Source organism: Paenibacillus sp. FSL R10-2771, assembly GCF_038000205.1.
Taxonomy (GTDB): domain Bacteria; phylum Bacillota; class Bacilli; order Paenibacillales; family Paenibacillaceae; genus Paenibacillus_AQ; species Paenibacillus_AQ phytohabitans.
The window spans coordinates 3,245,083-3,270,399 of the sequence record NZ_JBBOBM010000001.1; the positions used below are offsets into that span (position 1 = coordinate 3,245,083).

At 52.0% G+C, this 25,317-nt stretch carries 16 protein-coding genes; 1 reads left to right on the forward strand and 15 read right to left on the reverse strand.

Features of this window, described 5'->3' with window-relative positions; all coding sequences use genetic code 11:
- Window positions 1-4: 4 nt before the first annotated feature.
- From NSU14_RS13915 to NSU14_RS13940, 6 genes are all read right to left on the reverse strand, one after another.
- A complete protein-coding gene (locus tag NSU14_RS13915) occupies window positions 5-1,108 on the reverse strand; it encodes a glycoside hydrolase family 88 protein (RefSeq protein ID WP_042137412.1) in 1,104 nt (367 codons plus the stop codon).
- Between the two features lie 85 nt (window positions 1,109-1,193).
- Window positions 1,194-2,765, reverse strand: coding sequence for an ABC transporter substrate-binding protein (locus tag NSU14_RS13920; protein ID WP_340945562.1), 1,572 nt, complete (start codon window positions 2,763-2,765; stop codon window positions 1,194-1,196).
- A 77-nt stretch (window positions 2,766-2,842) separates the two neighbouring features.
- Window positions 2,843-3,754 (reverse strand): carbohydrate ABC transporter permease, encoded by a 912-nt coding sequence (locus NSU14_RS13925; RefSeq protein WP_336100343.1) that lies wholly within the window; start codon window positions 3,752-3,754, stop codon window positions 2,843-2,845.
- Between the two features lie 16 nt (window positions 3,755-3,770).
- Window positions 3,771-4,706 carry an ABC transporter permease gene (locus NSU14_RS13930; protein WP_197074243.1) on the reverse strand — a complete coding sequence of 312 codons (936 nt, stop codon included), beginning with the start codon at window positions 4,704-4,706 and terminating at the stop codon, window positions 3,771-3,773.
- A 106-nt stretch (window positions 4,707-4,812) separates the two neighbouring features.
- Window positions 4,813-6,645, reverse strand: a complete 1,833-nt coding sequence (locus NSU14_RS13935) for a sensor histidine kinase (RefSeq protein WP_340948942.1) — start codon at window positions 6,643-6,645, stop codon at window positions 4,813-4,815.
- On the reverse strand, window positions 6,533-8,185 hold the full coding sequence (locus tag NSU14_RS13940; RefSeq protein ID WP_340945567.1) for a response regulator transcription factor: 1,653 nt from the start codon (window positions 8,183-8,185) through the stop codon (window positions 6,533-6,535). The genes NSU14_RS13935 and NSU14_RS13940 overlap by 113 nt, the downstream gene beginning before the upstream one ends.
- Window positions 8,186-8,533: 348 nt before the next feature.
- Here NSU14_RS13940 and NSU14_RS13945 point away from each other — a divergent pair, with 348 nt between their 5' ends.
- Complete coding sequence (locus NSU14_RS13945) at window positions 8,534-12,193, forward strand: glycoside hydrolase family 9 protein (RefSeq protein ID WP_340945569.1); 3,660 nt, start codon at window positions 8,534-8,536, stop codon at window positions 12,191-12,193.
- A 516-nt stretch (window positions 12,194-12,709) separates the two neighbouring features.
- Here the strand turns inward: NSU14_RS13945 and NSU14_RS13950 are convergent.
- The 9 genes from NSU14_RS13950 to NSU14_RS13990 all read right to left on the reverse strand — a co-directional run bounded on the left by NSU14_RS13950 (window position 12,710) and on the right by NSU14_RS13990 (window position 25,304).
- Window positions 12,710-13,327, reverse strand: a complete 618-nt coding sequence (locus NSU14_RS13950; protein WP_340945572.1) for an SGNH/GDSL hydrolase family protein — start codon at window positions 13,325-13,327, stop codon at window positions 12,710-12,712.
- Between the two features lie 15 nt (window positions 13,328-13,342).
- Window positions 13,343-15,268, reverse strand: a complete 1,926-nt coding sequence (locus NSU14_RS13955; RefSeq protein ID WP_340945575.1) for an FAD-dependent oxidoreductase — start codon at window positions 15,266-15,268, stop codon at window positions 13,343-13,345.
- A 26-nt stretch (window positions 15,269-15,294) separates the two neighbouring features.
- Window positions 15,295-16,620 carry a carbohydrate ABC transporter permease gene (locus NSU14_RS13960; RefSeq protein WP_042137399.1) on the reverse strand — a complete coding sequence of 442 codons (1,326 nt, stop codon included), beginning with the start codon at window positions 16,618-16,620 and terminating at the stop codon, window positions 15,295-15,297.
- 5 nt (window positions 16,621-16,625) lie between these two features.
- Window positions 16,626-17,537 carry a carbohydrate ABC transporter permease gene (locus NSU14_RS13965; protein ID WP_042137398.1) on the reverse strand — a complete coding sequence of 304 codons (912 nt, stop codon included), beginning with the start codon at window positions 17,535-17,537 and terminating at the stop codon, window positions 16,626-16,628.
- A 77-nt stretch (window positions 17,538-17,614) separates the two neighbouring features.
- The gene (locus NSU14_RS13970; RefSeq protein WP_340945581.1) at window positions 17,615-19,039 is read right to left on the reverse strand and encodes an extracellular solute-binding protein; all 1,425 of its coding nucleotides are present in this window, start codon (window positions 19,037-19,039) and stop codon (window positions 17,615-17,617) included.
- A 101-nt stretch (window positions 19,040-19,140) separates the two neighbouring features.
- Window positions 19,141-20,988, reverse strand: coding sequence for an FAD-dependent oxidoreductase (locus NSU14_RS13975; protein ID WP_340945584.1), 1,848 nt, complete (start codon window positions 20,986-20,988; stop codon window positions 19,141-19,143).
- Window positions 20,966-21,817: a hypothetical protein gene (locus NSU14_RS13980; RefSeq protein WP_340945585.1), complete on the reverse strand. Its 852-nt coding sequence runs from the start codon at window positions 21,815-21,817 to the stop codon at window positions 20,966-20,968. Before NSU14_RS13980 ends, NSU14_RS13975 begins: the two co-directional genes overlap by 23 nt.
- A gap of 45 nt (window positions 21,818-21,862) precedes the next feature.
- Window positions 21,863-23,491: a response regulator gene (locus NSU14_RS13985; RefSeq protein ID WP_336100355.1), complete on the reverse strand. Its 1,629-nt coding sequence runs from the start codon at window positions 23,489-23,491 to the stop codon at window positions 21,863-21,865.
- A 4-nt stretch (window positions 23,492-23,495) separates the two neighbouring features.
- Window positions 23,496-25,304, reverse strand: coding sequence for a sensor histidine kinase (locus NSU14_RS13990; protein ID WP_042137397.1), 1,809 nt, complete (start codon window positions 25,302-25,304; stop codon window positions 23,496-23,498).
- Window positions 25,305-25,317 lie beyond the last annotated feature (13 nt).

Here is a 25,317-nt window from a genome sequence, read left to right on the forward strand (position 1 = left end):
CCCTCTACCAAAAGATTTCGCTCTCGCCCTTTAACTTCAGCAAGGCTTCCAGAAAGTAAAAGTCGCCGTAGATGATAGGCACCTCTACTTCGGCATTGGACGGGAAGCTGCCGGTCCCCTTGGTAATCAACGCTTCTTCCGCCGGGTCCTCCGGCGTGTAATGACGGAACAGCGCTTCCGTTATTGCCGCGCCGAGCTTCCGGTAGCGCGCTGCTTCTTCACCTTCCAGCAGAAAGGCAATTTCCAGCATTCCGCTGGCTGCGCAGGCCGCAGCTGTTGAATCTTTGGCCCATAGCTGTTCTGCAGGTGCCCGGAAATCCCACGGTGGCACAAGATCCTCCGGCAATTGTGCGGCGAAATAATCCGCAGCCGCTTTGGCCGCATCCAAAAACCGGATGTCGCGCGTATAGCGGTACCCTATAGCGAATCCGTAAATCGCCCAGGCCGATCCGCGGGACCAGGCGGAATCCGGACTATACCCTTGTCCGCCAAGCGCTTCTATCCGCTCTCCCGTTCCGGGATCGAAGCGGACGATATGGTGCACCGAGCCATCCTGACGGATGAATTCCCGCAGCGCCATTTCAGAATGTGCAGCGGCTATATGCCGGTACCGCGGGTCCTTAAGCTCTTCGCTGGCCCAGTACAGTAAGCCAAGATTCATCATGCAATCTATAATAGCCAGGCCTTCACTGCCCTCATACAGCCAGGCACGGATGAAATGCCCTTTAAGATTAAAGCGGCTGGCTAAATGGCTGGCAGCGATCAGCCCTCTTCTTCTGGACAGCATATTGCCGGTAAGCTTGTAGTCGGCTACCGCTGACAAGCTCCAGAGGAATCCGTTATCATGATGCAGCTGTTCGTATTCCTGAAGAGGCGCATCCAGCTGCTCCTCACAGTTCTCGGCGATCCTCCGGTATTCCTCATCGCCGGTAGCACGATAAGCCAGCCACAGGATTCCGGGCCAGAACCCGTTGGTCCAGCAATCGGGGTCACGCGCATCATATTTTCCGCCGTAAGAGGCATTGGGGAAGGTTGCTCCGATTCTGTGGCGCGTGGTGCTTAATTTGCCCAGGGAATAATCCCAGGCCTCATTGATCCAAGTCTCCATCGTGTATGGTCTCCTTTTCTCTTGTACAGTTAAATGGCAGGACGCCCTGAAACAACAGACCTCCTGCCATGCTTCAATCCGTTAATTATTGAGCTGCTTTCCAGGCATCAATTTGGCTCTGCAATTCTGTTTGGACCTTCTCAATGCCGGCCTTCTTTAATTTCTCATTTCTTTCCTCAAGCATTTTGGCAGGGTCAGGAATAGCCCCCGTGCTTGCGGCCCGGTACTCGCCAATGACCGAGGTAAGCTGAGTAATCTCGTTTTTGACGGACGACTCATCGAATACGAACCCTAACAGCGGTGAACGTTTGGCCTCATTGTTGAATTCCTTCCAGCTTGAATACAAATCATCAGGCTGACCCGGCTTGAGATAATTGATGAGCTGATTACCGATCACCCAGAACAAGGCGCTGGTGCCATATCCGGAATCGGCAATCGGCTCGATGCGGTTCTCGCTAATCTTCTTATAGTGGGTTCCTTCAATTCCGTTAACGAACAGGTTCACGGCGTAAGGATCGGTATGCAGCGCATTTAATACCATCATGGCCCGCTCCGGATCTTTGGAGGTGCGGGAGATGGAGAACATCGATCCGGCGGCAAGGTCCGTGGTTACAATAGGCTCTTCGATAACCTTAGAGACAAAATCATATTTATTGTCTGTGGCAATTTTCAGTTCAATATCAGCCCCCGGCTTCCAGACGGCCTGCTGCATCCAGATTTTACCCTGTTTTCTTAAATCACCGATGTCAGTCGTTGTTGTAGCTGCATCGCTATTGATGTAGCCCTTCTCATAATAGCTGCGGTTCAGCTCATACTCCGCTTTGGCAATCGATGAGATTTCCGGATCAACAACCGACTTTATCTGGATGTTATCTGTATTCGTATAGTCATATAAGAACAAAGGAATCTTGTTAGGCGTTGGCCCGATAACGCGGAAGTTCGAGCGGGTCTCATACATCATGCCTTCACCCGACTCCTTAATGAAATCCAGAATCAATTCCGGCTCTTTCTCCTTCAGCAGCTTGAACCAGGGTTCAAAGTCTGACATCGTCTTAATATCCTCAATAGGGATACTATATTTGTCGACTATATCTTTCCGGTAAGTGTAGGCCTTGCCCTGGGTAATCTCTTTGTTTGTGGGAATCCCATACAGCTTCCCTTTGTAGCGCGGAGCCTCCAGGTAGATCGGGTTCAGGTTCTCCGAGATGCCCTGCCCGTATTTGGCCAGCAGATCATCCAGATCCAGGAAGGCGCCCTTAGAGACGTTGCCGAAGAAATTAAGCCATGAGGCTGTGAATACAAGATCCATCGGTTCACCGGCATTTAACATCAGCTCGGTCTTCTGCTTGTATTCGCTGGAGGCAATCGGCTGAAGATCAACAGTGGCATTGAATTTCTCTTTGAAATATTCACTGAGCTTGGCTTCGACCAGCGCATCATCCCGCTGCGGCGCACCGAAGTAGATAATCGACACCTCGTAAGGCTTCAGTGATTCCGGACTGTCAGCAGGTGCCGCAGTACTCGTGCTCTCCGTGCCTTTTGATGCTGCCGGTTCAGAAGTACCCCCGTTATTACCGCCAGAGCATGCCTGCAAGGCTAACGCAAGAACCAGAACAATCGCCGTGAATAGCGGTTTGCGCCCTTTTAACTTTTTCATATTAACCCTCCCTAAATGATTAAGCTTATATATAGAACGGCAGACAGAATATGCTGCTTGCCGGCTCCACCGCTGCTTTAGCCCTTAACAGCCCCTACTGTGAGGCCTTTGACAAAATATTTCTGAAAGAAAGGGTACGCGATCAGAATCGGCCCCATCCCTATGACGGCCATTGCCATCTGTAAGGATTCATTCGGCAGGTTCTTCATCATCGTTGGATTCTGGGCGGCCAGCTCTACGTTATTGCGCAGATACTGCACGTCATTGAGGACACGCATCATCAAATACTGGAGCGGATATTTGTCCTCACTGCTGATATACAGCAGCGCATTGAACCAGTCGTTCCAATAACCTATAGTGCTGAACAAAGCCATGGTCGCCAGGACAGGCAACGAGAGCGGCAGAACGATCCGCAGGAAGATTCTAAGCTCACCCGCACCGTCAATTCTTGCCGATTCAATCACTGCAGGATGAATGGTCGTCTGGAAAAAGGTCCGCATAATGATTACGTTGAATGGCACAATCAGCATGGGCAGGATCAGCGCCATATAGGAATCCTTGATATGCAGCACCTGTGTGTAAATTAAATATCTGCTGACCATCCCGCCATTAAACAACATCGTGAAGAACAAAAAGAATGTAAATGCATTACGGAACGGATAATCCGCACGTGAAATGGGATAGGCATACAGTGCCATGAGCAGTACACTGAGCGCTGTGCCAAGAATAGTTATGGTAAAGCTCACCCGGTAGCCCGACAGAATCGTCTGAAAATCCTTAAAGATGGATTCGTACGCAATCAACGACCATTTATCCGGAACAAAGCTGTACCCCTGAGTCAGAATGGACTGCCCGTCTGTGAAGGATACAATAATGACAAGCAGAACAGGCAAAAAGCAGATTAGTGAGAGGATTACAAAAGCAATGTTTAAAATCAAACTGGAAGCTACAGAGATTCCGCCGATGCGGTTGCCGGAGTCATTGGCCATGATTGTTCTCCTTTATTTAGAATAATGCCTGTTCCCGGTCAATTTGTCTGACCGCGCTATTGGTTGCGATCACCATGATGAACCCAACCACCGATTGAACAAGCGCCGTGGCCGAGGACATCCCGATATCATTTAATTGCATCAAGGCCCGGTATACATACGTATCCACGGTATCCGTTACCGGATACAATGCCCCTGAGTTCATGGGCACCTGGAAGAACAGCCCGAAGTCTGAACTGAAGATACTTCCCATCGACAGAATCGTCATAATGATAATGACCGGCCGGATAAAAGGGATCGTTATGTTCGTAATCTGCTTCCACTTGGAAGCCCCGTCGATAAGCGCAGCCTCATAGTATTCGGGGTCAATTCCGGCAATCGCCGCAATGTAGATTACAGCACCGAAGCCGGCATGCTTCCAGGCGTTCACGAACACCAGGATATAAGGCCAGTATTCCTTCTCCGAATACCAGAACACCGCATCCTGCCCGAAGGCTTTGAGGACGGTGGCATTAATGAAGCCATGATCCGGCTGCAGGAAAGCGTATACGAGATAACTCACCACGACCATAGACAGGAAGTGCGGCAGGATAATAAAGCTTTGGTAAGCTTTTGCCAGAAACCGCCTCCGGATCTCATTGATGGCCACCGCGATCGATACTGACAGCACTAGGTTCAGCATCATAAAGGTTAAGCTGTACAGGAGCGTGTTTCTTACAATTCTCCACATATCTCCCGAAGAGAACAGGAATTTGAAATTATCAAATCCTACCCATGGACTCCCCCAAATTCCGTCAATGTAATTCACATTCTTGAACGCAATGAATATACCGAACATCGGCAGATAGCTGTGCGCCAGAAGGACAAGAACGGCCGGCAGCATCATTAGTGTCAGCGCCTTGTACTTCCACATGGCATGGATAAATCTTGAGAATCCAGTGGCTCTAGTCATGTCCATTACTCCTTTCATGGACTTATTATAGAACCATCTCTACACGGCTACGATGATGCATTCCCGTAAAAACGTGATCTTTTAAACGCCCATAGCCGGTAGTCCTTCATTCAGGCCTGCGCAAAGGCAGGGTGATGATTGCCCGTGTCCACCCGTCCACACTTCGTTCATAGGTTAAACCATACGCCTCCCCGTAATGGAGCTGGACCCGCTGATGCACATTTCTGATGCCGTACCCCTTCGGACTATGCTCTGCCTGTATAATGGCTGAGAGTTCATCCGGATCTACAGGCAGATGTCCGTTGTCCTCTACGATGAAGCGTAGGGTATCTTCACTTTGAACGGCAGTTACCCGTATCTCTCCTTCCCCATCCATTCCGCGCACGCCATGAATAATGGCATTTTCGATCAGAGGCTGAATAATGACTTTGGGAGTTTCATAGCCGCTCAATGTTTCATCGATCTGCCAGCAGACCTCGAAGGTGTCAGGATAACGTTTCTCTTGCAGCCGTGTATAGGCCTGGGCATGCTCCAGCTCTTCCCCGGCTGTAATCATTTTACGGCCTTTGCTTAGCCCAATACGCAGCAGCATGGATAAGTCACGGACCATTTCGCCTACCTCGGTATTTCCGCTATCCAGCGCGTACCAGTAAATCGAGTCCAGGGTATTGTACAGATAATGGGGGGTGATCTGGGATTGAAGCATCAGCAGCTCATACTCCTTTTGTTTCAGCTGCATCACATAATTTTCTTCAATTGAATAATCAAGCCTTTTGGTCATTTTCACAAATGATCCATACAGAATGCCGAACTCGTCATGCCTGAGCGGCTCCTCCGTCCATGACAGCGTTTTGCCGGGTTCATATATTTTCATAACCGAGACGAGCTTCACTACGGGCTTGACGACAAGCCGCACTAAATAGAGAACAAACGTGAGGACAAATGCTAAAAAAACGACGGAGATAATGACGAGCATATTTTGCAGCCAGATTTGTTTACCGGTAATGGACGCTAAGGGGATTTTGTACAATAATCTGGTGTGGAATTTCGGACTGTCCGAATAGGCATAGAGCCACTCTTCCCCGCCTTCTTCCGCAAAGGTGAAGCCGTAAGGCCCCGCAGGTCCGATATTCTTGTCAATCTCGGCCAGTGAAATGCTGCCTGAACCTGCGGACATTAACAGCTCATCCTTGTCGTTGAATAAAAAGATACCGGCAGCAGACGGCACCTCAACAGATACCATATCCCGGGTTAAAAGCACCTCTACCTTGTTGACCACCAGCAGGCCGATGGCCTCATTATAATCCCGGGGATTGAGGATACTGCGCATGAACGAGATTGTTTGCTCACCGGTCTCTGCATGCGTAATGCGCAGTGCCCCGCCGCCGCTGACATCCATGTTGCTTACCATAGCGTCAGGCAACACGCCGGAGTCATTATCCAAATACTTGAATCCCTTCGTCTTATGGGAAAGATCAAAAGGCGTATCTCTACGCTCAATATTTCTCATATAAATTGCATATTCCGTGCCCCCGGTAGACCAGCTCTCCAGAATATTATCGGCCTGCTGGATTTCATTCAATGTGTCAATTCCGGTCCAGAAGCTGTACCCCGCCGGATTACTGAAAAAGTGATTATCCAGCAGTGTGACCGTCCTGTCATTGATCGCGGATATGGTTTTGTCTATCGTCACATGATTTTGTTTAACCAGCTGGAGTGTTGTACTGCCGACTTCTTCCTTGATGGTGTCTACAGCCACATAAGCTGAAATCCAGCCTACTACTATAAAGGGCAGGACAATCAATACGAGGAATGCCAGGGTGACTTTATGCTTCAGTTTCAGTTTCAGCTTCAGTCCGGTTCCCTCCTCTGGCTTGCTTGCGGAATTCTGCCGGTGTGAGCCCCAGCATTCTCTTGAACATCCGGCTGAAGTGCTCAGGCGACTCATACCCTACCGCAAAGGCGATTTCATACCGTTTCTTGTCCGTGGTAATCATCAGCCGCCGGGCCTCTTCCATCCGCAGGGCCGTCACATAATCCCAGAGGTTGGTTTTCATATCACGTTTGAAAATATAACCCAAGTGAGCTGCGCTGAAATGAACCTCCTCGGAAATATCCTGAATTTTCAGCGCCGGATTACGGTAATTCTTCTGGATGTAGCTGGTAATCCGCGAGATGACGTTCTGATCTCTGGCCTTAGAGAGCTGCTGCAAAAAAGCAACCGAATCTTCAATGTACCGGTGCAGCCGTTCCAGCTTCTGCTGTCCGATAAGCCCCTGGAACACCATATCCGGGTTGAAATCATAGAGGGAAACCCCGTTCCCCTGTCCGTATTCGACCAGCAGCCCGTAAATCCGGTAGATCAGCATCCCGCAATAGCTGTTCGTGACCTCCTGTGACTGTTCAGACACCGGCAGCTGGCCAAGGATGCTTTGCGGATTCACGTCCCCGGCGGATTCTACCGCTGATTTCATCTGCTCCATGAATTCACTGACCTTGCTCATCCAGACCACCATACTCAGATTGTCCTGCACGGCTATATCGTGATAATAGAAGACCCTTTGTCCGGGATGGACTTTGGTCCACTCCGCCGCAGTGTCTGCTTCTTCCATCAGCCTGGGGAGCATTAATACATCTCCGCCTAAAGTGCTGAGGCCGATCGTTGCCTCCACATTCAGATACTGCTTCATATTCATGGCGATCATCTGCCCGATCATATGGATCTGCGAGTGTACTCTAACCCGGGGATCGCCCATTTCTTCGGCAGATAACTGGATAATGCTGATGATCGAATGGCCGAAGCCGTTGAAGGTCAAACCATTCCACTCCATTAAGGTTTCATTCATAATATTGATCGCCGCATATTTCAATAATTTGCGGTCATGCAGAGTGACCTTCTGTTGGCTGAAGCCGGCCTGGCTATAATCAATGCGGCTGGAGATCACGCCGAAGAATTGTCCTTGTAATAGCTCTCCCACCTCACTGGTCACATCTTCAATATCCTTCCGGGTCAGATTCCGCTCTGTAACCAGCTCCATCAGCCACTCATTGCGCCTGGACTGGTCCTGTACCGGCCTGCTTTCCGCCTCAAGACTCTTCCCCGGAAGCTCTTTCTGGGTTAACGCTTTGCGGACTACCCGCAGCAGCTCTGTTCGCTCTACCGGCTTAACCAGATAATCCTTTGCCCCCAGCCGGAGTGATTTTTTGGCAAAATCAAACTTCTCATGGGCGGAAATGACAATCACCGGGACATTCCACTGCTCCATATAGATATTCTCCATTAATTCAATTCCGCTCATCCGGCCCATCTGTATATCGGTCAGCACCAGATCAAAGCGGTCCATCCGCAAATAATCAATCGCTTCGAACCCATTGATTGCCGTTTCAACATAAGTGATGTTCATATCCGAAGCGAGCAGGAAGTTCTTGATTCCCGCACTCACTCTCGGCTCATCGTCTACCACGAGAATTTTATACATGATGCTCCCCCCTTTTGTATCACAGTACACTCGCTGCAAATTCCGGTAGATGATCTATTTCATCTTTTGTGTGATCTATATCAGGATTGTTGACCGCCAGGCTTTGAAAGATCTCTGTTTCATAGGTTTGAAGCCGTTACAGCCCTAGTATAGATCACATATTTCCCGTAATTCATCATCGATTAGTGATAGTAACTCTTTTATGCTCTTTTTGCAAGCGTTTACATAAATAAGGAAAGGAGATTAGGGTTCACACTATCCGACTATGAGGAGGTTAAACAGATGTTCAGATCATGCCTATTCCCCGGGAGACTCAAAAAGTTATTACCGGTATGCCTCAGTCTGTTGTTGATCATAAGTACTGTCGCTCTGTCTCCCCGGCCTGCCGCAGCAGCGGTTAACCCCTTGCCGGGACCCGGCCACCCTCTTCTGTATGATGATTTTGCCGGCGGCGGGCTGTTCAAACAAAATTGGACGAACTGGTACAATCAGAACGGGGGCAGCGGCACTTTCACCAAGACGGTCCAAGGCACCCGTACGATTGGAAAGTTCACACAAACCCCAGGCTCCTCCACCTCCTGGGCCAAGTTTCAGCCGATGAACGAGACCTTTGACCTCTCGGGCTACCGTTACATGAATCTGTCTTTGCAAAATGCAGGTTATGCCCAGTCACTCATTCGTGTTGTCATAAGCGATGGGATCACCAATTACAATCTTACCGGTGGTTACGTACCTGCAACGAATACCTGGACCAGCCTGCAGTTTGATCTGGATGCCCTGTCGCCCAAGATTCAGAAGGAGAAAGTCAAACTGGAGGTGTGGCTTAGACAAGCCGGCGGGACTTACGGGGAAATGCTGATCGATGATATCGTGTTTACCACGGCCTCCGGCGGTACCGCGCCTCAGTTAAGCCCGGCTGTGATGAGTGCGGATACAGATGGAAGTTATAACCAGAACACTAATTTCACCTTCGATGCCACTTATACCGACCCGGATAACGAGGCGCCATATGCCGTCCAGGTGATCATTGATGACACGGCCTATACTATGCGCGAAACCGATCAAGCCGATGTTACCTACACGGATGGAAAAGATTACAGGTTCATGACCAAGCTTACGGCGGGAGCCCACTCCTATTATTTCCGCACCACAGATACGACTTCCAATGAAGTCACGACCGGAATTCACAATTTGAGCGTAACCAATTCCTCTTCTGTGATTGATATTGTAGTGAGCCAAGCCGGCTACAGTGCGGACGATATCAAGAACGCCAATTTCATCTCAACCACAACCGTCACAGACGCTACTTATGAAATCTTGGATGGATCTAATGTCGTGTCATCAGGCACCATGACTTACGAGGGCTTCTATTGGAATAAGCATGTCTACTCTATCGGTTTCTCCTCCGTCACGGATGCCGGGAACAACTACAGGGTGCGAAGTAATCAGCAATATTCCTATCCTTTTGAAATCAGACCTAACCTGTGGGATCAATACAAGGATGAAATGACTGCCTTCTACCGTCTTCTGCGTGCCTCAGTAGCCACCAGTGATGCTTATCCTGAGGGTTACAGCAGTGTAGCTCCTTCCGCCAAGCTCTACCATGCCGCGGGTCACCTGGATGATGCCCAGTCTGCGGACGGCCTGACCCATTATGATCTGACAGGCAGCTGGTACGATGCTGGGGATTACGGCAAATATGGCGGTAACCAATGGGTCGGCGCGGAGATTGCACTTGCTTATACGCGTTATGCGGACAAAGACAGTGTGAAGTACGATAACGACAGCAATGGCATCCCGGACCTGGTAGATGAAGCTGTCTTCGGCAGCGAATATCTCATTAAGTTCGCGGATCAGCTTGGCGGGGAAATGTATAATCTCAGGAACAATGCTTCTTTCGTTCACCCGGAGAAATCTAGCGACAACATCTCCGTCACAGCGGATGACCGGAAGCTGACCGATTTAAGCGTCGGCGGCTCAGCCAAGTCAGCGGGTACACTTGCTGCTACAGCGCGCGCGATCCGCACGGCCATTAACGAAGGCGATATCGCGTCAGCCCGGATTGCAGAACTCACGGATTTTGCCGACCAATGCGAGAGCGCAGCTGTAATCTTCTATGATTATGTGGTTGCCCATCCTGACGGTCCAATAGGCTCTTACTCCACCAGAGGAGGCATCCCCAATTCCAAGCTGCTCGCTGATGTCGAACTGTACTTGCTGACCGGCGAGATCCAGTATAGGAATGCAGCCTCGGCTACAATTAACGCCTTAACCTTGGGTGACATCTCCTCCACGAACTACTGGGATATGAGCCCAATGTCCATGGCTGAGTTCTATCCGGTTGCCGATGCTGCAACACAGTCTCATATTCATAGTTTGTTAAAAGGGCAAGCGGATTTCTTCCTCTCCACTTCAGATGATACCCCGTATGGTGTACTGAACCAGTTCAAAAACTTCGGCGTAAACGAACCTCATGCTTCTTATTTAGGGGACCTGCTGCGGTACTATGAATTATTCGGTGACCCGGCAGCACTGGAGGCGGTGGTAAAAGGTATGTATTGGCTGTTCGGAGAAAATCCGTGGAATATCAGCTGGGTCTCCGGCATTGGCACCCATCATGTAATGTTCCCGCATACCCGCTACAATGAGGATTCCAATACTGCGGGTGATACCGGGATTATCTTCCCCGGCGCCATGGTCAGCGGACCGAATATGAAAGATCCTAAGAATCGGAACAGTATAAGCCCCTGGTACGAAGACCGTTCCCTCTATCTGGATGATACGAATCAGTGGCGGTATAACGAGTTCAGTATCAGTATTCAGGCAGGACTCCTGTACACAGTTATGGGACTTAGTGCAACTCCGGGAACAGGGGCAGACAACACAGCGAAGCCGCCCGCCTTGCCGCTACTCTCTCCGGTGATTGGAGAATGGGTCCGCGGAGATGTAACTGTTTTTGCTGAGGCCGGGGATGGTCTGAGCCAGGTAGAGTATGCGGCAGCCGGATTGCCCTATCAGCCGATGACGGTATCCGGTAATGTATATTCAACTGTAAGCGGTGCGGTGTACGCTGCGGTTATCGATGAGAGCCAATCCTTGCCCTACGTAAGCCGGAGAGTAGATGTTCGTGCGAAGGACTCTTCCGGCGGATACACCTACAGCTCTACTCATTACACTGTTGCTCCGGTGTTGCCTGACCCCTCCACTCCGCTGTTATATGATGATTTTGGCGGCGGCGGCTTCTGGGGTGGCTCTGCGGCCAACACGACCTGGGTCAACTGGTATAATCAGAATGGCGGCACAGGAACGTTCACCAAGCTTACAGTAGACGGACGTTCAGCCGGCAAATTCGCTCAGACTCCGTCAGCTGTGACTTCAGCGGCTAAATTCCAGCCATGGAACGATGTTGTCGATCTGAGCGGCTACCGGTTTTTGAATATTACGCTTAAGAATCCGGCCTCGCCTGACCTCAGAACCCGGATTGAAATCAATGACGGCAAAAGAACGTACAATCTGACCGGAGGCTGGGTAGAGGTTCCAGCGGACTGGAGCGATCTGCAATTTGATCTGAATGCACTTAGTCCGGCTATTGAAAAAAAGGCACTCAAGTTGTCGATTTGGCTTAAACAAAATACAGTTACTGACGGAGAAATGCTGATTGATGAAATTAAGGCGACCAATCAGGTCAGCGGAAGTGCGCCAACGTTAACTTCAGGAGGCGTAAATCATACAGCAGGCACGCCGCAGACCGAGTATACTTTCACAGTCACTTATACCGATGCGGATAATCAGGCCCCATTTGCCATGGAGCTGGTCTTGGACGGCGTTGTCCGGATCATGCAGCCTGCTAATCCAGGTGACACTAACTATGTTGACGGCAGAGTCTATCAATACACGACCAAGCTGCCTCCCGGCCAGCATTCCTACTACTTCCACACCACCGATACGTTTACGGATGCCATAAGTACAGAGGTTCTGCTCGGCCCTATAGTTGGTTGGGGTAGCTAATAAGCCCGCTGCATACGGGGCTGTCCCAAGCTAAGAAATAGCTGCTTGGGACAGCTCCTCCTTCTATTTCTCGCAAAAACGGTACCGTCCCTAAAAAGGACGGTACCGTTTGCTGCTTGTGTAGTAGGATCAACGTGTGCACTTGAGTGGACGCTGCGCGGACAGGATGTTATAGATTCATCCGCTTTCTGTGGCAGAGATCCAGAAACTTTGTATAAAATCATGCCCAAAATACAACATTTCCCTCCTCATATCGGCCCAAATCCAAAATTGTTGTACAAATTGCAGCATTTCACCTTATTCAAGCAGCTCAGCAGGATTATTCTTGTATTTCATACAACAATCCTTCCGATCACCTGGCTATCCATGGATTAGAGTTGTAAAACGTACAACATTTAGCAGAAATTGATCTATGGTGGTCCATGCATGACGTCAAAACGGAGGAGAACCGGATGAAAACTATTGAACACCGTATGACGGAAGCGGCATTTCTTCATTGGCCAAATCACTGACTGTTCAAATCCGCTCCAGAAAAGGGATGGCCAGCTCTGCAATCCGCTGAAAGCCTGCCTCATTCGGATGAAGGCCGTCAACGGTGAAAAAGTTCAGGGTTAACCCGGTAATCCCGCTTTCGGCATATAAGTCCAGTACGGGCAAGGCATAATAAGCCCCGATCCTGCGGACCGCTTCAGCGTATTCCGGCAGGCGGAAGCCTGCGCCGTTAATGAAGGCAGTATCCCATCCGTCCTTATCCCGCTGAAGCGGAGTCCACAGATTCAGACGGGCATCCGGTCTGCGGGTTAACAGGTCCTCAATCAAAGTGGCGTAGGCACCGTAAAACGTATGAATGTCCCGCCCTTCCATATTTCCCAGCGGCTTATCGAGCCTGAAATCGTTGGTTCCGGCCATAATAGTAACACAGTCAGGGATCTCAGTTAAGGAACTGCCCGCATGTACAGTCGCCCCGTAGTCACGGTCTCCGCCTGCTGCCATAGGACAACCGCTGACTGCGAGGTTGACCATTGTTCCGAAATCAACTTCTGCACACACCAGCGGCTGATAACCACCCGCCGCGCTGATGCTGTCGCCAAGCGTGCCCCAGCTTTTGCCTGCCCATCGGCCAGATGCTCTCAAAAACACACCCCCTCACTACATTTGCTGAACCTCACGGATAAGCTCATACAGCTTGGACACAAACGTCCCTCTTGTGATGCTGGATTCCCGGCTAAGCTCTATAAGCGGGTCCTCCCGGGCGGAGAGGCCAAGCCCTCTTAATGCAACCTGTATCCAATTCGCCGCCATCGCCCCGGTTAGCAGCGGCCGTTCACGCCAGTACTCCCGCGGTCCGGCTTCCTCCAGGGGCAGCCTTGGCCCCATATCTGTACCAACCGGAATTAGGTTGTCTGTCGCCGGAAGTACAGGCAGGCTGCGGCATCCGGGTAAACTGCGTGCCCATGCAATCAGTCTGGAGGCTTCGGATAACGGCATTGGATCGTCTAATCCGGCAGCATAAGCAGTGAAGAACCCCTTTGTTCCCAAGTATTCCGCGGCCTGCCTTGCCGGATGATCCCAGGCAACATCTTCGAAGTAAGTAATCCGCTGCTCCCGATCAAGCAAGCTGATCTGCAATGCATCGACAGGCACAAGACGCACATCTGTGTTCCTAGTGATGGCAAGGTCTGCGGCTATGCCGGCCGCAAAGCCGAGCTGCATCCAGCATGGCTCCATCCGGAGGGTGCCGAAGCCCATATGGCTGGCGGACACGGCGACCGGTACCAGCAATCCGTCAATAGCTTGAGGAACTATAACACCGTAGGGAATCTGATAGATTTCAGACAGCCAGTTGAGGCCGAGGAAGCCCTCAAGCGCTTTGTTTTGACCTTCGGGCTCCCGTTTCTTCACGGCATGAGAATCAATGGGGTAATCCCCGATCGCGATGCTGTCCAATTGAATCGGCGCACGCCCAAGGCCCGGAGCCAGTCTTGCATCATTTTCTGTAAACGTGTACTCTCCCTGTATCCTTCTGGCTTCACGCACATATAACTGCGGCGGGAAATAATCGTAAGCGGTAAATTCATCCGCCGCATACCCCCAGCTCTGCGCATCCTTGCGAAAGTCCTCCGGCAGCTCCTCATCGTGCTGAATAAACCACAGCAGCCCCTGAATATACTCCTTCTGGCGTTTCGCGAATAGCTCCCTTGTCCTGCGGTCCCCATCGGCATAAGCCGTATTCTCCTCCGGAAGATCCGTCGAGCACATGCAGTAATGGTGGTTATTGCTGTCTGTCTTACCGTTCGGCACGGCCAGCATATTAAGCACGTCGCCAATGGACTTGATACGCTGCTCCGCTACATCAGTTGCCAGCAGGGCATATTCGTCACGGTTATACCCCGGAGGTCTGGTACAAGCAATGAAATTATCCCGGTTCCGGGTTAGGCACAGCCTGTAATTATACGCTTGTATCCGGTCATCCCCTTCGCCGGTGCTGCCGGGATACACTTCCTTCGATTCATCGAAGTTCATATAGAGCCTGCCGGCATACTCCTCGTTCCACTCTTCCCGGGATTCGCGCCCCAGCCGGTAAGGCACACCTGCCATCGCCGCCAGATCACCCTCGTAAGTCCCGTCCACGAATACGTTGCCGACCAATTCCTGTTCGCCAGCATCCGTCTGTACCCGAATCGCCAGCAGTTGAGTGCCTTCTACCCGGACACCCTTCAGCTCCGCACACAGCTGAATGTGAAGCAGCGTTTCCTTGCCTGTCATCTCCTGCAGGATATGCTGAGCGACGGACGGCTCGAAGAATAATCCGTTATTGCAATCCTGGACCTGCGCGGATTCTTCGCCGTACCGGTCACGATAATAAGCATGTACGCGGCCGGCAAATTCACGGAATACGGCGCCGGAGGCTTCAAGAGAGAGAATATCGGTTCTGCCTAGTCCGCTGGTCAGCATTCCTCCCAGATGATCTGTCGGTTCCAGAAGCAAGGTCCGCCGGCCCTGCCTCGCCGCTCCGAGCGCTGCACCGATTCCGCCGGGTGTTGCTCCGTATATGACAACCTCATAGCTTTCCATTTATCCTCTGCTCCTTCAAGTGGTTATTAGCCCTTAATTCCTGTGAAATTAATCCCTTTCTCCACGAAACGCTGTGTGGATATGAACAAGATCAGCAGCGGAATCAGCGAGAGGACGCCGCTCGCACTGATCAGGTTCGGCCGGACGATGGTATTGCGGTTGGTCGTCTGCTGCATATCGTTCATCGCGACCGGGAAGGTCCAATGCTCCGGCGATTTCGTTACGATGTAGGGCCACATGAATTCATTCCATACAGGCACGAAGGTCATGACCGCCACGATGGTGAACACAGGGATCGACATGGGAACGACAATCTTCAAGAAGGTTCTGAATTCACCAGCACCGTCAATCCGGGCCGCCTGAAGCAATTCCTTGGGCAGCTGATCGAAGAAGCCTTTGAACAGGAAGATTACGAAGCCCCAGGCGAAATGCGGCAGGATGATGGCCCACAGGGAGTCACTTAGATGCAGGTTCTTGATCAGAATATATTGCGGGATCAGGATCGATACCCCGGGAATCATAATTGTCGCCAGGAAGAACATCAACAGGAAGAATCTGAGGCGGCTGCTGCGGATGAGCTGGGACAAGGCATAACTGCCGATACCCGCGAAGACCAGCTGCCAGATGATGACGGTGAACGTGACCATTCCGCTGTTGATGAAGTAACGGTAGAACCCGAGATCCCCGGCTTTCCCAAGCGCTATGTGCTGCAGGCTGGCGAAGCTGTCGAACAGCCTTAGCTTATTGCGGGAATGCTCTACACTCGTTATTGTTCCGGCTAACACGTCATGGGACACGAAGAAATCGCGGTAAAGCTTCGCCACCTCATGGTCAGAGGAGGGTGCCGTAGCCTTGGCCGGCTTAGAGGCCGGTCCGTACCATTCGAAATCACTCAGTTTCCGCTCTGCGATGGTGGGCAGCTTAAGCTTCATCACCTGATCGTTGACGACGCGGGTAGGCACAATCGACATCTGGCCCACATAGAATTGCGCCGAAGTGGCCTTGGCCCGGAACAGCTGCTGGCCGTCCCTCGTCCCGTTCACGATAATCTCGCCGATATTGTTGCGGATTAAGGATGCCCAGGGGAACCAGATCGCCTCCATTGCTTCTTTCTTATAGAAGGTCTCATCCCCGCTGGCTGCACCCGTGAAATCTAATGTAACAGTAATCGTGTGAGGCACGTCCGGAATGAATTTGGGCGTAGCCGATTGAATCGACTCGTTGTCCATGATGGAAGTAAGGCACAGCCATACGAGTGGCAGCGTACCGAACAGGAGAAACAATATCGTCACAGCATAGGAGGTGAACTTTAGTCCCTTCTCACCTCGCTCAGAGATGCGGTTAGATTTCATAAGGATCAGTTCTCCTCCTTCTGCAGCTTGAATTGAATGACCGTCAGCAAGGCAATTACCAGAAACATGAAGAATGACAGGGCAGCCGACATCCCGAAGTTCGATTGTTCGAAGGCAGAACGCTGAATGAGCAAGGAAACGACCAGTGAAGCATCTGCAGGACCGCCCTTCGTCAGAATGAAGATATTATCGAATGCAAGCAGTGCACCGGACATGAACGAGATGAACTGGATCAGGATTACGAAGCGGATGTTAGGCAGCACCAGGGACCGGATTCGGCGCCAGGGGCCGCAACCATCGATTTTGGCCGATTCGAATAATTCTGCAGGGATCGATTTGATCGCAGCATAGTAGAGCAGCACTCCGATTCCGCCGCTGGCGAAAAACCCCGGCAGGACAATGGCGAACTTAGTCATGTTAATATCGTTGAGCCAGCCGTAGGGACCAAGGCCGATTTTGCCGAGCAAGTAATTGAACAGCCCGCTGTCGGGGTTGTACATCCACTTCCACAGCAGCGCGCCTGCCACGACCGGCAGAATGCTCGGAATCTGATACAGCACCCGGTACACTCCGTTCGCCTTGCGGATCTCGCTCAGGAAGATGGCTTGAACGATCGGCACCCAGAAGGTTAACGCGACGGACAGGAGGAAGATGATAAAAGTGTTCTTGAGCGCAAGCCAGAACGTCGATGTCTGCAAAAAGACGAAGTAATTCTCTAACCCGACGAACCTGCCGGGCGGATTCACGATATCGTAGTTAAATAGACTGATTTGCACGGCCGAGAAGATCAGATAATACTTAAACACGATGAAGACGATAATGGATGGCAGTAGAAACAAGACCGGCGTCCACCGGATACGGAAACGGGTCCGGGGGGCGGGAAGGGCCTTCAGGGGAGGACTGGATTCGAGCTTCATCTTTTCACCGCCTGCACAAGAATAGATGCCGGGATCCCCTTGCCGGAAACCCCGGGCAGCTTAACAGTAATCTGTGGTTATTTGCCGGATTTACTCAGGATATCTGCGTTATATTTATCGATAACTTCCTTCTGCGCCAATTGTTCCGCCGCCTTGAGCTCCGTCAAAGGACCAGCATTCTGATCGAGCAGCACCTTCTGAATCGGCTTCACCACATAGGGGCTCAGACTCGACTTCAAATAATATTCCAATTGCTGCGTTTCGGCCGCCTTACGGATGGCACTTAAGAAATCAGCGGGCATGCCTTCAACATAATTGGATGTGTCTACGTCTTTGACGACGGTAAACGGGTTGACTCCCAGCCCGTTGTCTTTATTGAACTGCAGCCGGGTCTCGAAGGCTTCCTTGGAGGACATGAACATAATGTAATCAAAAGCCGCCTGCCGCTTCTCCGGAGTTGCCGACGGGCTGATTGCCCAGAAGCTGCCGCCCACCTGGGATGGGCCTACACCCGCAGGACCGACCGGGTATGGCATGAAGCCGATTACGCTCGGGTCCATACCCTGTCCGACGAAGGTGTTATAGGCATCGGATGCTCCGAGGATCATCGCCGACTTCCCGCTGTAGAAGTCCTTGTTATTCTCTTCAAAAGACTGGAGAACATTGCTCTGAACGACCTTATGCGTCCATTTCAAATCCTTGTAATACTGCAAGGCTTTGACGGTAGCCTCAGAAGTGAAGTTAAGCTTGACCGTTCCGTCCGGCTGCAGCTCCGTCAAATCTCCGCCGGCTTGCCAGACGTAATACTCGAAGTGCCAGTCGCCCCAGTCCATGCCGAGAATATCGAAACCGATAGTGCCCGGATTCTTCTCTTGTACGGTCTTGGCCGTAGCAGCGAATTCATCCCATGTGGCGGGAAGGCTCGTGATTCCGGCAGTTTCGAACAGCTTTTTGTTGTAATAGACGCCCGTCGAATACATTGAGAGAGGTACGCCATAGATTTTACCGTCCCGTGTAGCCATGTTGAAGGCGCCGTCGATAAAACGGTCCTTATCAGGGGAAGCGTTGATCAAATCGGTAATATCCGCTACAATGCCCGCTTGAACGTATTCCTGCATCTTGGGGAACGATGGCCGGAACACATCAGGCTGCTCTCCGCCCGCAACCGCTGCCAGGAATTTCTCGGGCGTCTGCGTCTCATCCTCGTGTGTGACCTTGATGTTCGGATAAGCAGCATCGAACTTTGCCTGCAGTTCTTCGGCGACCGCTTTCGTTGCGGCATCCGGCGCCGGCTTATCCCAAACGGTAATCTCGACGATAGCTGCTTCCTTGGAAGGCCCTGCTGTATTCTCCGCCGCAGGCGTATTTCCCGCCGGCGTTGACGCCGATTCGGCTGCCGGATCGTTCCCGTTGCCGGAACCGCACGCCGTCAGCAGGCCGAAGGCGAGCGACATGGTTAACAGCGCAGCCCGCTTGTGTGTAGACCCTTTATAACGCTTCATTTCATAATCCCCCCGTGAAGTGTGGTTGCTGTACCCCTTCATCATAAAGGGTTGCAACCGCTTACTAAATAGAAATAATTAACCGGCTAAATATGAATATTTCACCTCCAGGACAGCGGTCCGATGTCCCAGCGGAGGATTGTTTGTTCTATGCACAACCGGATTTTAGGGAGCATGTCGTACGGAATGTGAGGCGCACCGGGCAGGGCGACCTCGAATCCGAGGTCTTTCCTGTGCAGCAGCTTACAATAAGCTTCGGCTGTTGGACTCCGCGTATCCGAGTGGCGGTCCCCGATTCTGGCCAAGGCAGCCACTGCGAACGAGACGTATTGGAAGTGTACTTCGGCAGGCGTCTCCGACGCTTCACTTGCATCCGGGTTCGGGAAAGCTTCTACAGGTTCTTCCAATAGGGTATACAGCAAGTCAGCCGCATCCTTGTCCGCAAGCAGTCCCAGCAGGAGAATCGCCGAATAGCCCCGTCCATGGCTGCGCTTATGGACGAGGCGGGTCTGTGGTACGAAGGGGTCCTTCACGCGCGCGAGCTTTCTCAGCACAGGTGCGGACGAGGCATCCCCAAGCAATGCAAGTGCGAATGCACTATGCTTACTGAGGTCAGACTCAGGAACCTGTGTCATCCAGGCTCTTAATGCAGCTTGAATAGATCCACCCATTCTAACCGCCGACCAGATCGAAAGCCCCGGATGCGCGCTGGACATACCTTCCCTGATGGTCTCCGACTGACCGAGCCAAGCCGGACCCGTATTGTGCCCGCTTGCCTGCAAGCAGCCTGTTGCGGTGAGCAGCGCGGATAGCTCCGGATAAGGAACCTCCCGGAGCGGTACTTTCCTGGTTATGGAGAGATAGGCGGCATAGGCGGCAGCCTCCCCTGCTTTTTGCATATCCCGTTTCATCCGTACACAGGTGGCCAAGTCATGATCGACGGCCAGACATCTGCCCGCGACGAGCAGCCCCTCCATTCCTCTGGGAATGAGCGCGCCGAGCGGGACCGGAACGGAGAGTTTGTGTCCCCACATGCTGCAGGCAACGGTCCATTTCTGCAGCACCTCGCTCTCGAAGGCGGTATCCTTGCTGTGCAGATCAACATGCGCATACGCGTAATACAAGGGCTCCGTTGTATGAATGTCATTGAGGACGCATTCGAGTGTCACCTGTGCTTCCCCTTCGATCAGCCGTCCTTCCCTGATTCCGGTCAGTGGTGCAAGGCGGAGCCAGCGGTCCCGCTCAGTATATGTATCCTTCAGGTGCGTAGAGACGGTTGCGGACGTGAGGATTGCTTGCGACAGAGCTAACGCATCTCCCGGATCGGCATAACCCGAGTCGGTATGCCGGCAGTTAACCTGTCCGTTCTCCAGCTGCAGCCATACGTTCGAGAACGGCTGCAGCTGGCCGTCCATCTTACGGCCGCAGTACATGCCCGCTCCTGCATGCGCGCACACATGCGCGTCTCCCGTACAATCAATCACGACTTCACTGTCCGCCGTGAATCGGCCTTCCGGGGATATCCATTCGATTCCGCATACGCGTTTGCCCCGTCTAAGGACTCTTGTGATTGTGCTCTCATACCGGAGGTCTGCGCCAAGCTGAATCACTTCCTGCTCCATTACGATCATTTTGGCTTCTCCGTTCACGCCTTGCGAAGGTGTGAAGCATCCGGCAGCAAGCGTTAGCACCTGCTCATCCAGAGGCTCGGATATACCGCCCCTCGACCCGTAATAATAGCTCCATACAGCCCCGGCCGTTCCTGTACCGCCCATGCCATGCAGACGCTCTACGCCAAGAACCTTCAGCCCTTGCCTGGCCGCCGTGATCGCCGCAATCGCTCCTGCTGTTCCCAGCCCTGCTACAATGACATCATAGCGTCCCGCATAAGCTCCCCCGAAGGACGAATGGTTGACCACGCCGCCGCTATACCTTTCTGCGCACTCCATCTGATGCTCCCTCCCATCTCTTTTGTTGAACATAGCCTTGATCGATAGCTTCAACCGGGTGCCCATACCCTTTTGACGGGAGCCAGAACCAGCTGTCCGTGACGAGCTGCAAGCCTCGCTGCACTTCACAATCGAAGACGGAGGCGATGGCGGCAATTGTCCAGGGGAGAAGTACAGTTGGACGGGTATGCCAATAGCTTAATAGACCGTTTCTTGCAGCAGGCCAATCGTCGTCTGCTGCAAGCGTCCATTTGACGATATGCTCTGCGCTGAAACGACCTTGAACGAACTCCACCCCGGGATCGCTGGCAGCAGGCAGGCCCTGATCTGCAATTCCTGTGTGAATATACGCATTAAGGCTGCGCCCGGCCGGACGGATCTCTGCCGGACGGGATACCCGGCATGTAGTCGTATCTATTATGCGGTCGGCCGTTACCGTATGTAGACCGGATGCATTGAATAGATCAACCTCGAAGCCTGCGGGGAGCTGCCGGATCTCAATAATCTCTGTCAGGAGCAGCACCTGAACCCGGGCATCCAGCAGTCTCCGGCACAGAACAGGATGAAGGCCCGGAAGGTGCACCGGCTCTAAGGCGGCCTCGGTCAAATTGCGCTGACGGAGCTCCAGCACGAACGAGCGTCCGAATGAGGACAGCGGAATCGGCCCATCGTTCCGTCCAGGGTTGAAGCTCTCGATATACTCTTGCCCTACTGCTGCCGACCGCTCGACGACCAGAGTCGACTCCGGTGCCGCTAACGCTGCTCCGATTCCGCTGCAAGTCGCTCCGCAGATTATTGTCTTATAGTGAGCTTGCAATGTATGTTCCATGATCTTCATCGAACCCTTGTCCCCCCTTGTCAACACTCATCGGCCTTACTCTGAAGCAGCCGACATGTTCAAGCGGTACTGAACCGGAGTCGTACCAGTCGATTTCCGGAACACGCTGCTGAAATAAGCCGCATCGGGAAAGCCAACCAGAACGGCAATTTCCTGGATCTGCAGCTCCGTCTTCTTCAAGAGCTGTCCGGCCTTGCGGATTCGTTCTTCAGTCAAGTAGCTGATGAAGCTGCTTTTAAACCGTTCTTTGAACCGTCTGGAGAAATAATTCGGGTGGATATAGAAGCGGTCAGCAATGACCTGGAGACTGATCGGCTCATGCAGATTATTGTCTATATAGAGCTTGATTTCATCCATAAGATCGGGATTCGAGGAATGCCGCATCCTGTTTAAGTGATCCATCATATTATGGGTCATAGCGGCAAGCTTGACCTCAATCTCCGTCCAGCTCTCCACCCCGTGAAGCCAGCTCAGGAGATCGCCGACCTCACCGATGATCCATTCCGGGATACTTGTCTTAAGCAGCAGATATTTGCGGTAGAGAAGATGGAGATCAATGCAGAAGCTCTCCAGCTGATTGAAGCTGGAAGCTTCGTACTCCACGAGTGCTTCGATACGGGGGCCGAGCCACTTGATTAAGGCTGCGGCATTGCCATCGTTCAAAAGGCGGAATACAAAACGCTCATCCTCTTCCGCAAGAACCGAGCTCCCGTTACCCTGACCGCCGGCTGCCGGTGTCAAGCCGTATACTTTATTCCGTCCGTGGATAATCCGGTCCCGCAGCGCTTGCTTGGCTTGCTGATAGGACTGATGGATCTGGCGGATATTCCGCACCGGCAGGCCGAAGCCGATGGTCACCTCAAGCTTAAGATAGCGGTGAATCCCCGTCATCACCCCTTCAAGCTCATGCTTTATAGAGGTGAGGCCGATGGAATTGCCGTCTCCAAGGAGGTAGACAAGCTCTTTGTGATAGATGGAATGGCGGAATAACATCCCTTCCCGCTCCCTGGATTCAATCAGCTGGGAGATGACATTGGAGATTGCAAATCCAAGCAGAGCTTCGTCTCCCTGGAGGAAAGAGCTATAGGGCAAGTCGGGCCGTGTGACTTCGAACAGGACGATTACGAACTCGCGGCAAGAAGTGTTCATGGAAGCCAGCTCCCTGTCCTGCTCGAAGGCAAAGCCCTCGTCTCCCTGCTGGATCAGCTGGGTCAACAGCCGCTCACGCGAAGTCTCCTCGCTTCTTTGCTGAAGCAGCTGGAGCTCATCGCCGAGCGTGGAATGCCGTCGGTCCTGCTCGATCTTCGCCATGATCCGGATCAGGCAGCCCCGAAGCTCTTCGGGTTCGACCGGCTTCAGCAGATAGTCGGCAACTCCGTATTGGATGCCTCTTTTGGCGAACTCGAATTCTTCATAGCCGCTGACCAGGATAAATTGCAGTTTATCGTCGACCTCCTTGGCCTCGCGGATGAAATCAAGCCCGTTCATCTCCGGCATCCGGATATCCGTAATGACGATATCCGGCCGGAGCTCAGCCAGACGCTGCAAGCCTTCAATACCATTCGCGGCTTCGCCAATCTCCCCGATCGGCAGCCCCATCCGTTCGATGATCCGGATCAGGCCTTGCCGTAAGATAGGCTCATCTTCAATCAGGAGCAGTTTCATCCCACTACTCCTCCTCTCCCAGTTTTCTTAGATGAATAACGGCTTCAGTGCCTTGCTCCTGCTCACTGGTAATGGTAAGACCATATTCATTTCCATACAGCAGCTTGATCCGGTTCTGCACGTTCATCAGTCCGATGGAGGATGGCGGCAGCTCGTCACGCCGCTGCTGGATATCCTGACTCAGCAGCATGTTGAGCTCCGCCAGTCTTGACGCTGCAATCGGCGGGCCGTTGTTCCATACATTGAGATAGATTTCCTGATCGGACAGTCTCCAGCCCCGGATTCGCAGCTCGCATTGCGCAGACATTCTGTCGAAGACATGCACGAAGCAATTCTCCACCAAGGGCTGTATCAGCAGCTTCGGAATGGAGAAGCCGTATATTGAATCCTCCACTTCGATCGTATATTTGAACCGGTTCCCGTACCGTTGCTGCTGAATATAGAGGTACAATTCGATCTGCCGCAGCTCAAGCTGTATCGTTGACGTCCGGGCAGCACTTATGTTGTAACGGAACATCTTTGCCAGTGATCTGCTGATCAGGCTAATACGGTCGTCATCATGCAGGGTAGCAAGGCTATCGATTATGCCTAGTGTATTGTAGAGAAAGTGAGGATTGATCTGCGATTGCAGCGCCTTGATTTCCGCTTCTTTACGGACTAAGTCTGCCTCGTACACTTTCCGGATCAGCGACTTGATCTCCTCAGTCATGTGGTTAAAACGGTGAATGATGTAACCGGTTTCATCTTTGGTGCGGATAGGCAGAATAATATCGTAATCGCCCTTCTCAACGGCCAGAATGCCTTTCTTCAGCTCTTTGAGAGGAGTAAGAATTCGTGAGGACAGCAAAATTGCCACCAGCATGGCTCCCAATAAGCAGGCAATTCCGATCAAGATCGTATCCCGCGCCAATCCGTTCACCTCTTTGAGCAGAGTACGGACATTAACGATGCCCACCAGTACCCATGACGTATTCGCCAAAGGCTGGGAAACGTACAGCACTTCCGAATCATTACGGCGCTCCAGCGGTTTACCGGGCAGTGAGGAATCGGCAGAGATCCGGACCGTCTCTTCCCTTGCATCCACCAGCAGAAAGTCCACGCCTTCCGTCTCACCAAGTCCTGAGAGCCATTGCTTCAGATACTCATAAGACAGCTGGACCATCAGGACACCGATAATGGGGAACTTGGATAGCGTGCTGATATTCTTGACTGCCTGTACGAAAGTCAGCGTGCTAACCTTCTGCCCTGTACGCCGGTCAAAAGCTATCGAGGGGACCCAGACGCCTTTGCCGTTATTCGCCACCGCGATCTCCTTCAAATCTTCGAAATCGACTACATCCGTGTTATTGAGATTGCCTTTGATCAAGCGATTGCCCTCAAGCTGTGTAACCACGATGAATTCGACTGCGGAATGATCGGTCACGAATTGACTGAAGTTGCCGGAGAATTCACTATAAGCCAGCGGATCAGAGCCTAACGTCTGCACGAAGCTTTGGAATCTCGGGTCAGAGAAGTAATTCCATGCGGTACTCTTGATATTGGCCATCTGCGTCTCCAGGTTGGTGGCTGATTGCGAACTGAAGAGCTCCATATTCTGGATCTCGCGCTGCTTGATATCGGAGGAAGTATGATCGTAGGTATATAAGCCAAGCGTTGATACCGTAATCGTGATGATCGCGAATAAGGCGAGCAGCATTTTACGGAAAAGGGAGCGTGAAAAATAGCCGAATACAGCCATAATCCCCTTTGTGACCGAATGGATTAACGAGAGTATGGCCATCGCCCCCAGATCATAATTTTTTCCATAATTCATTATAATCCGATTA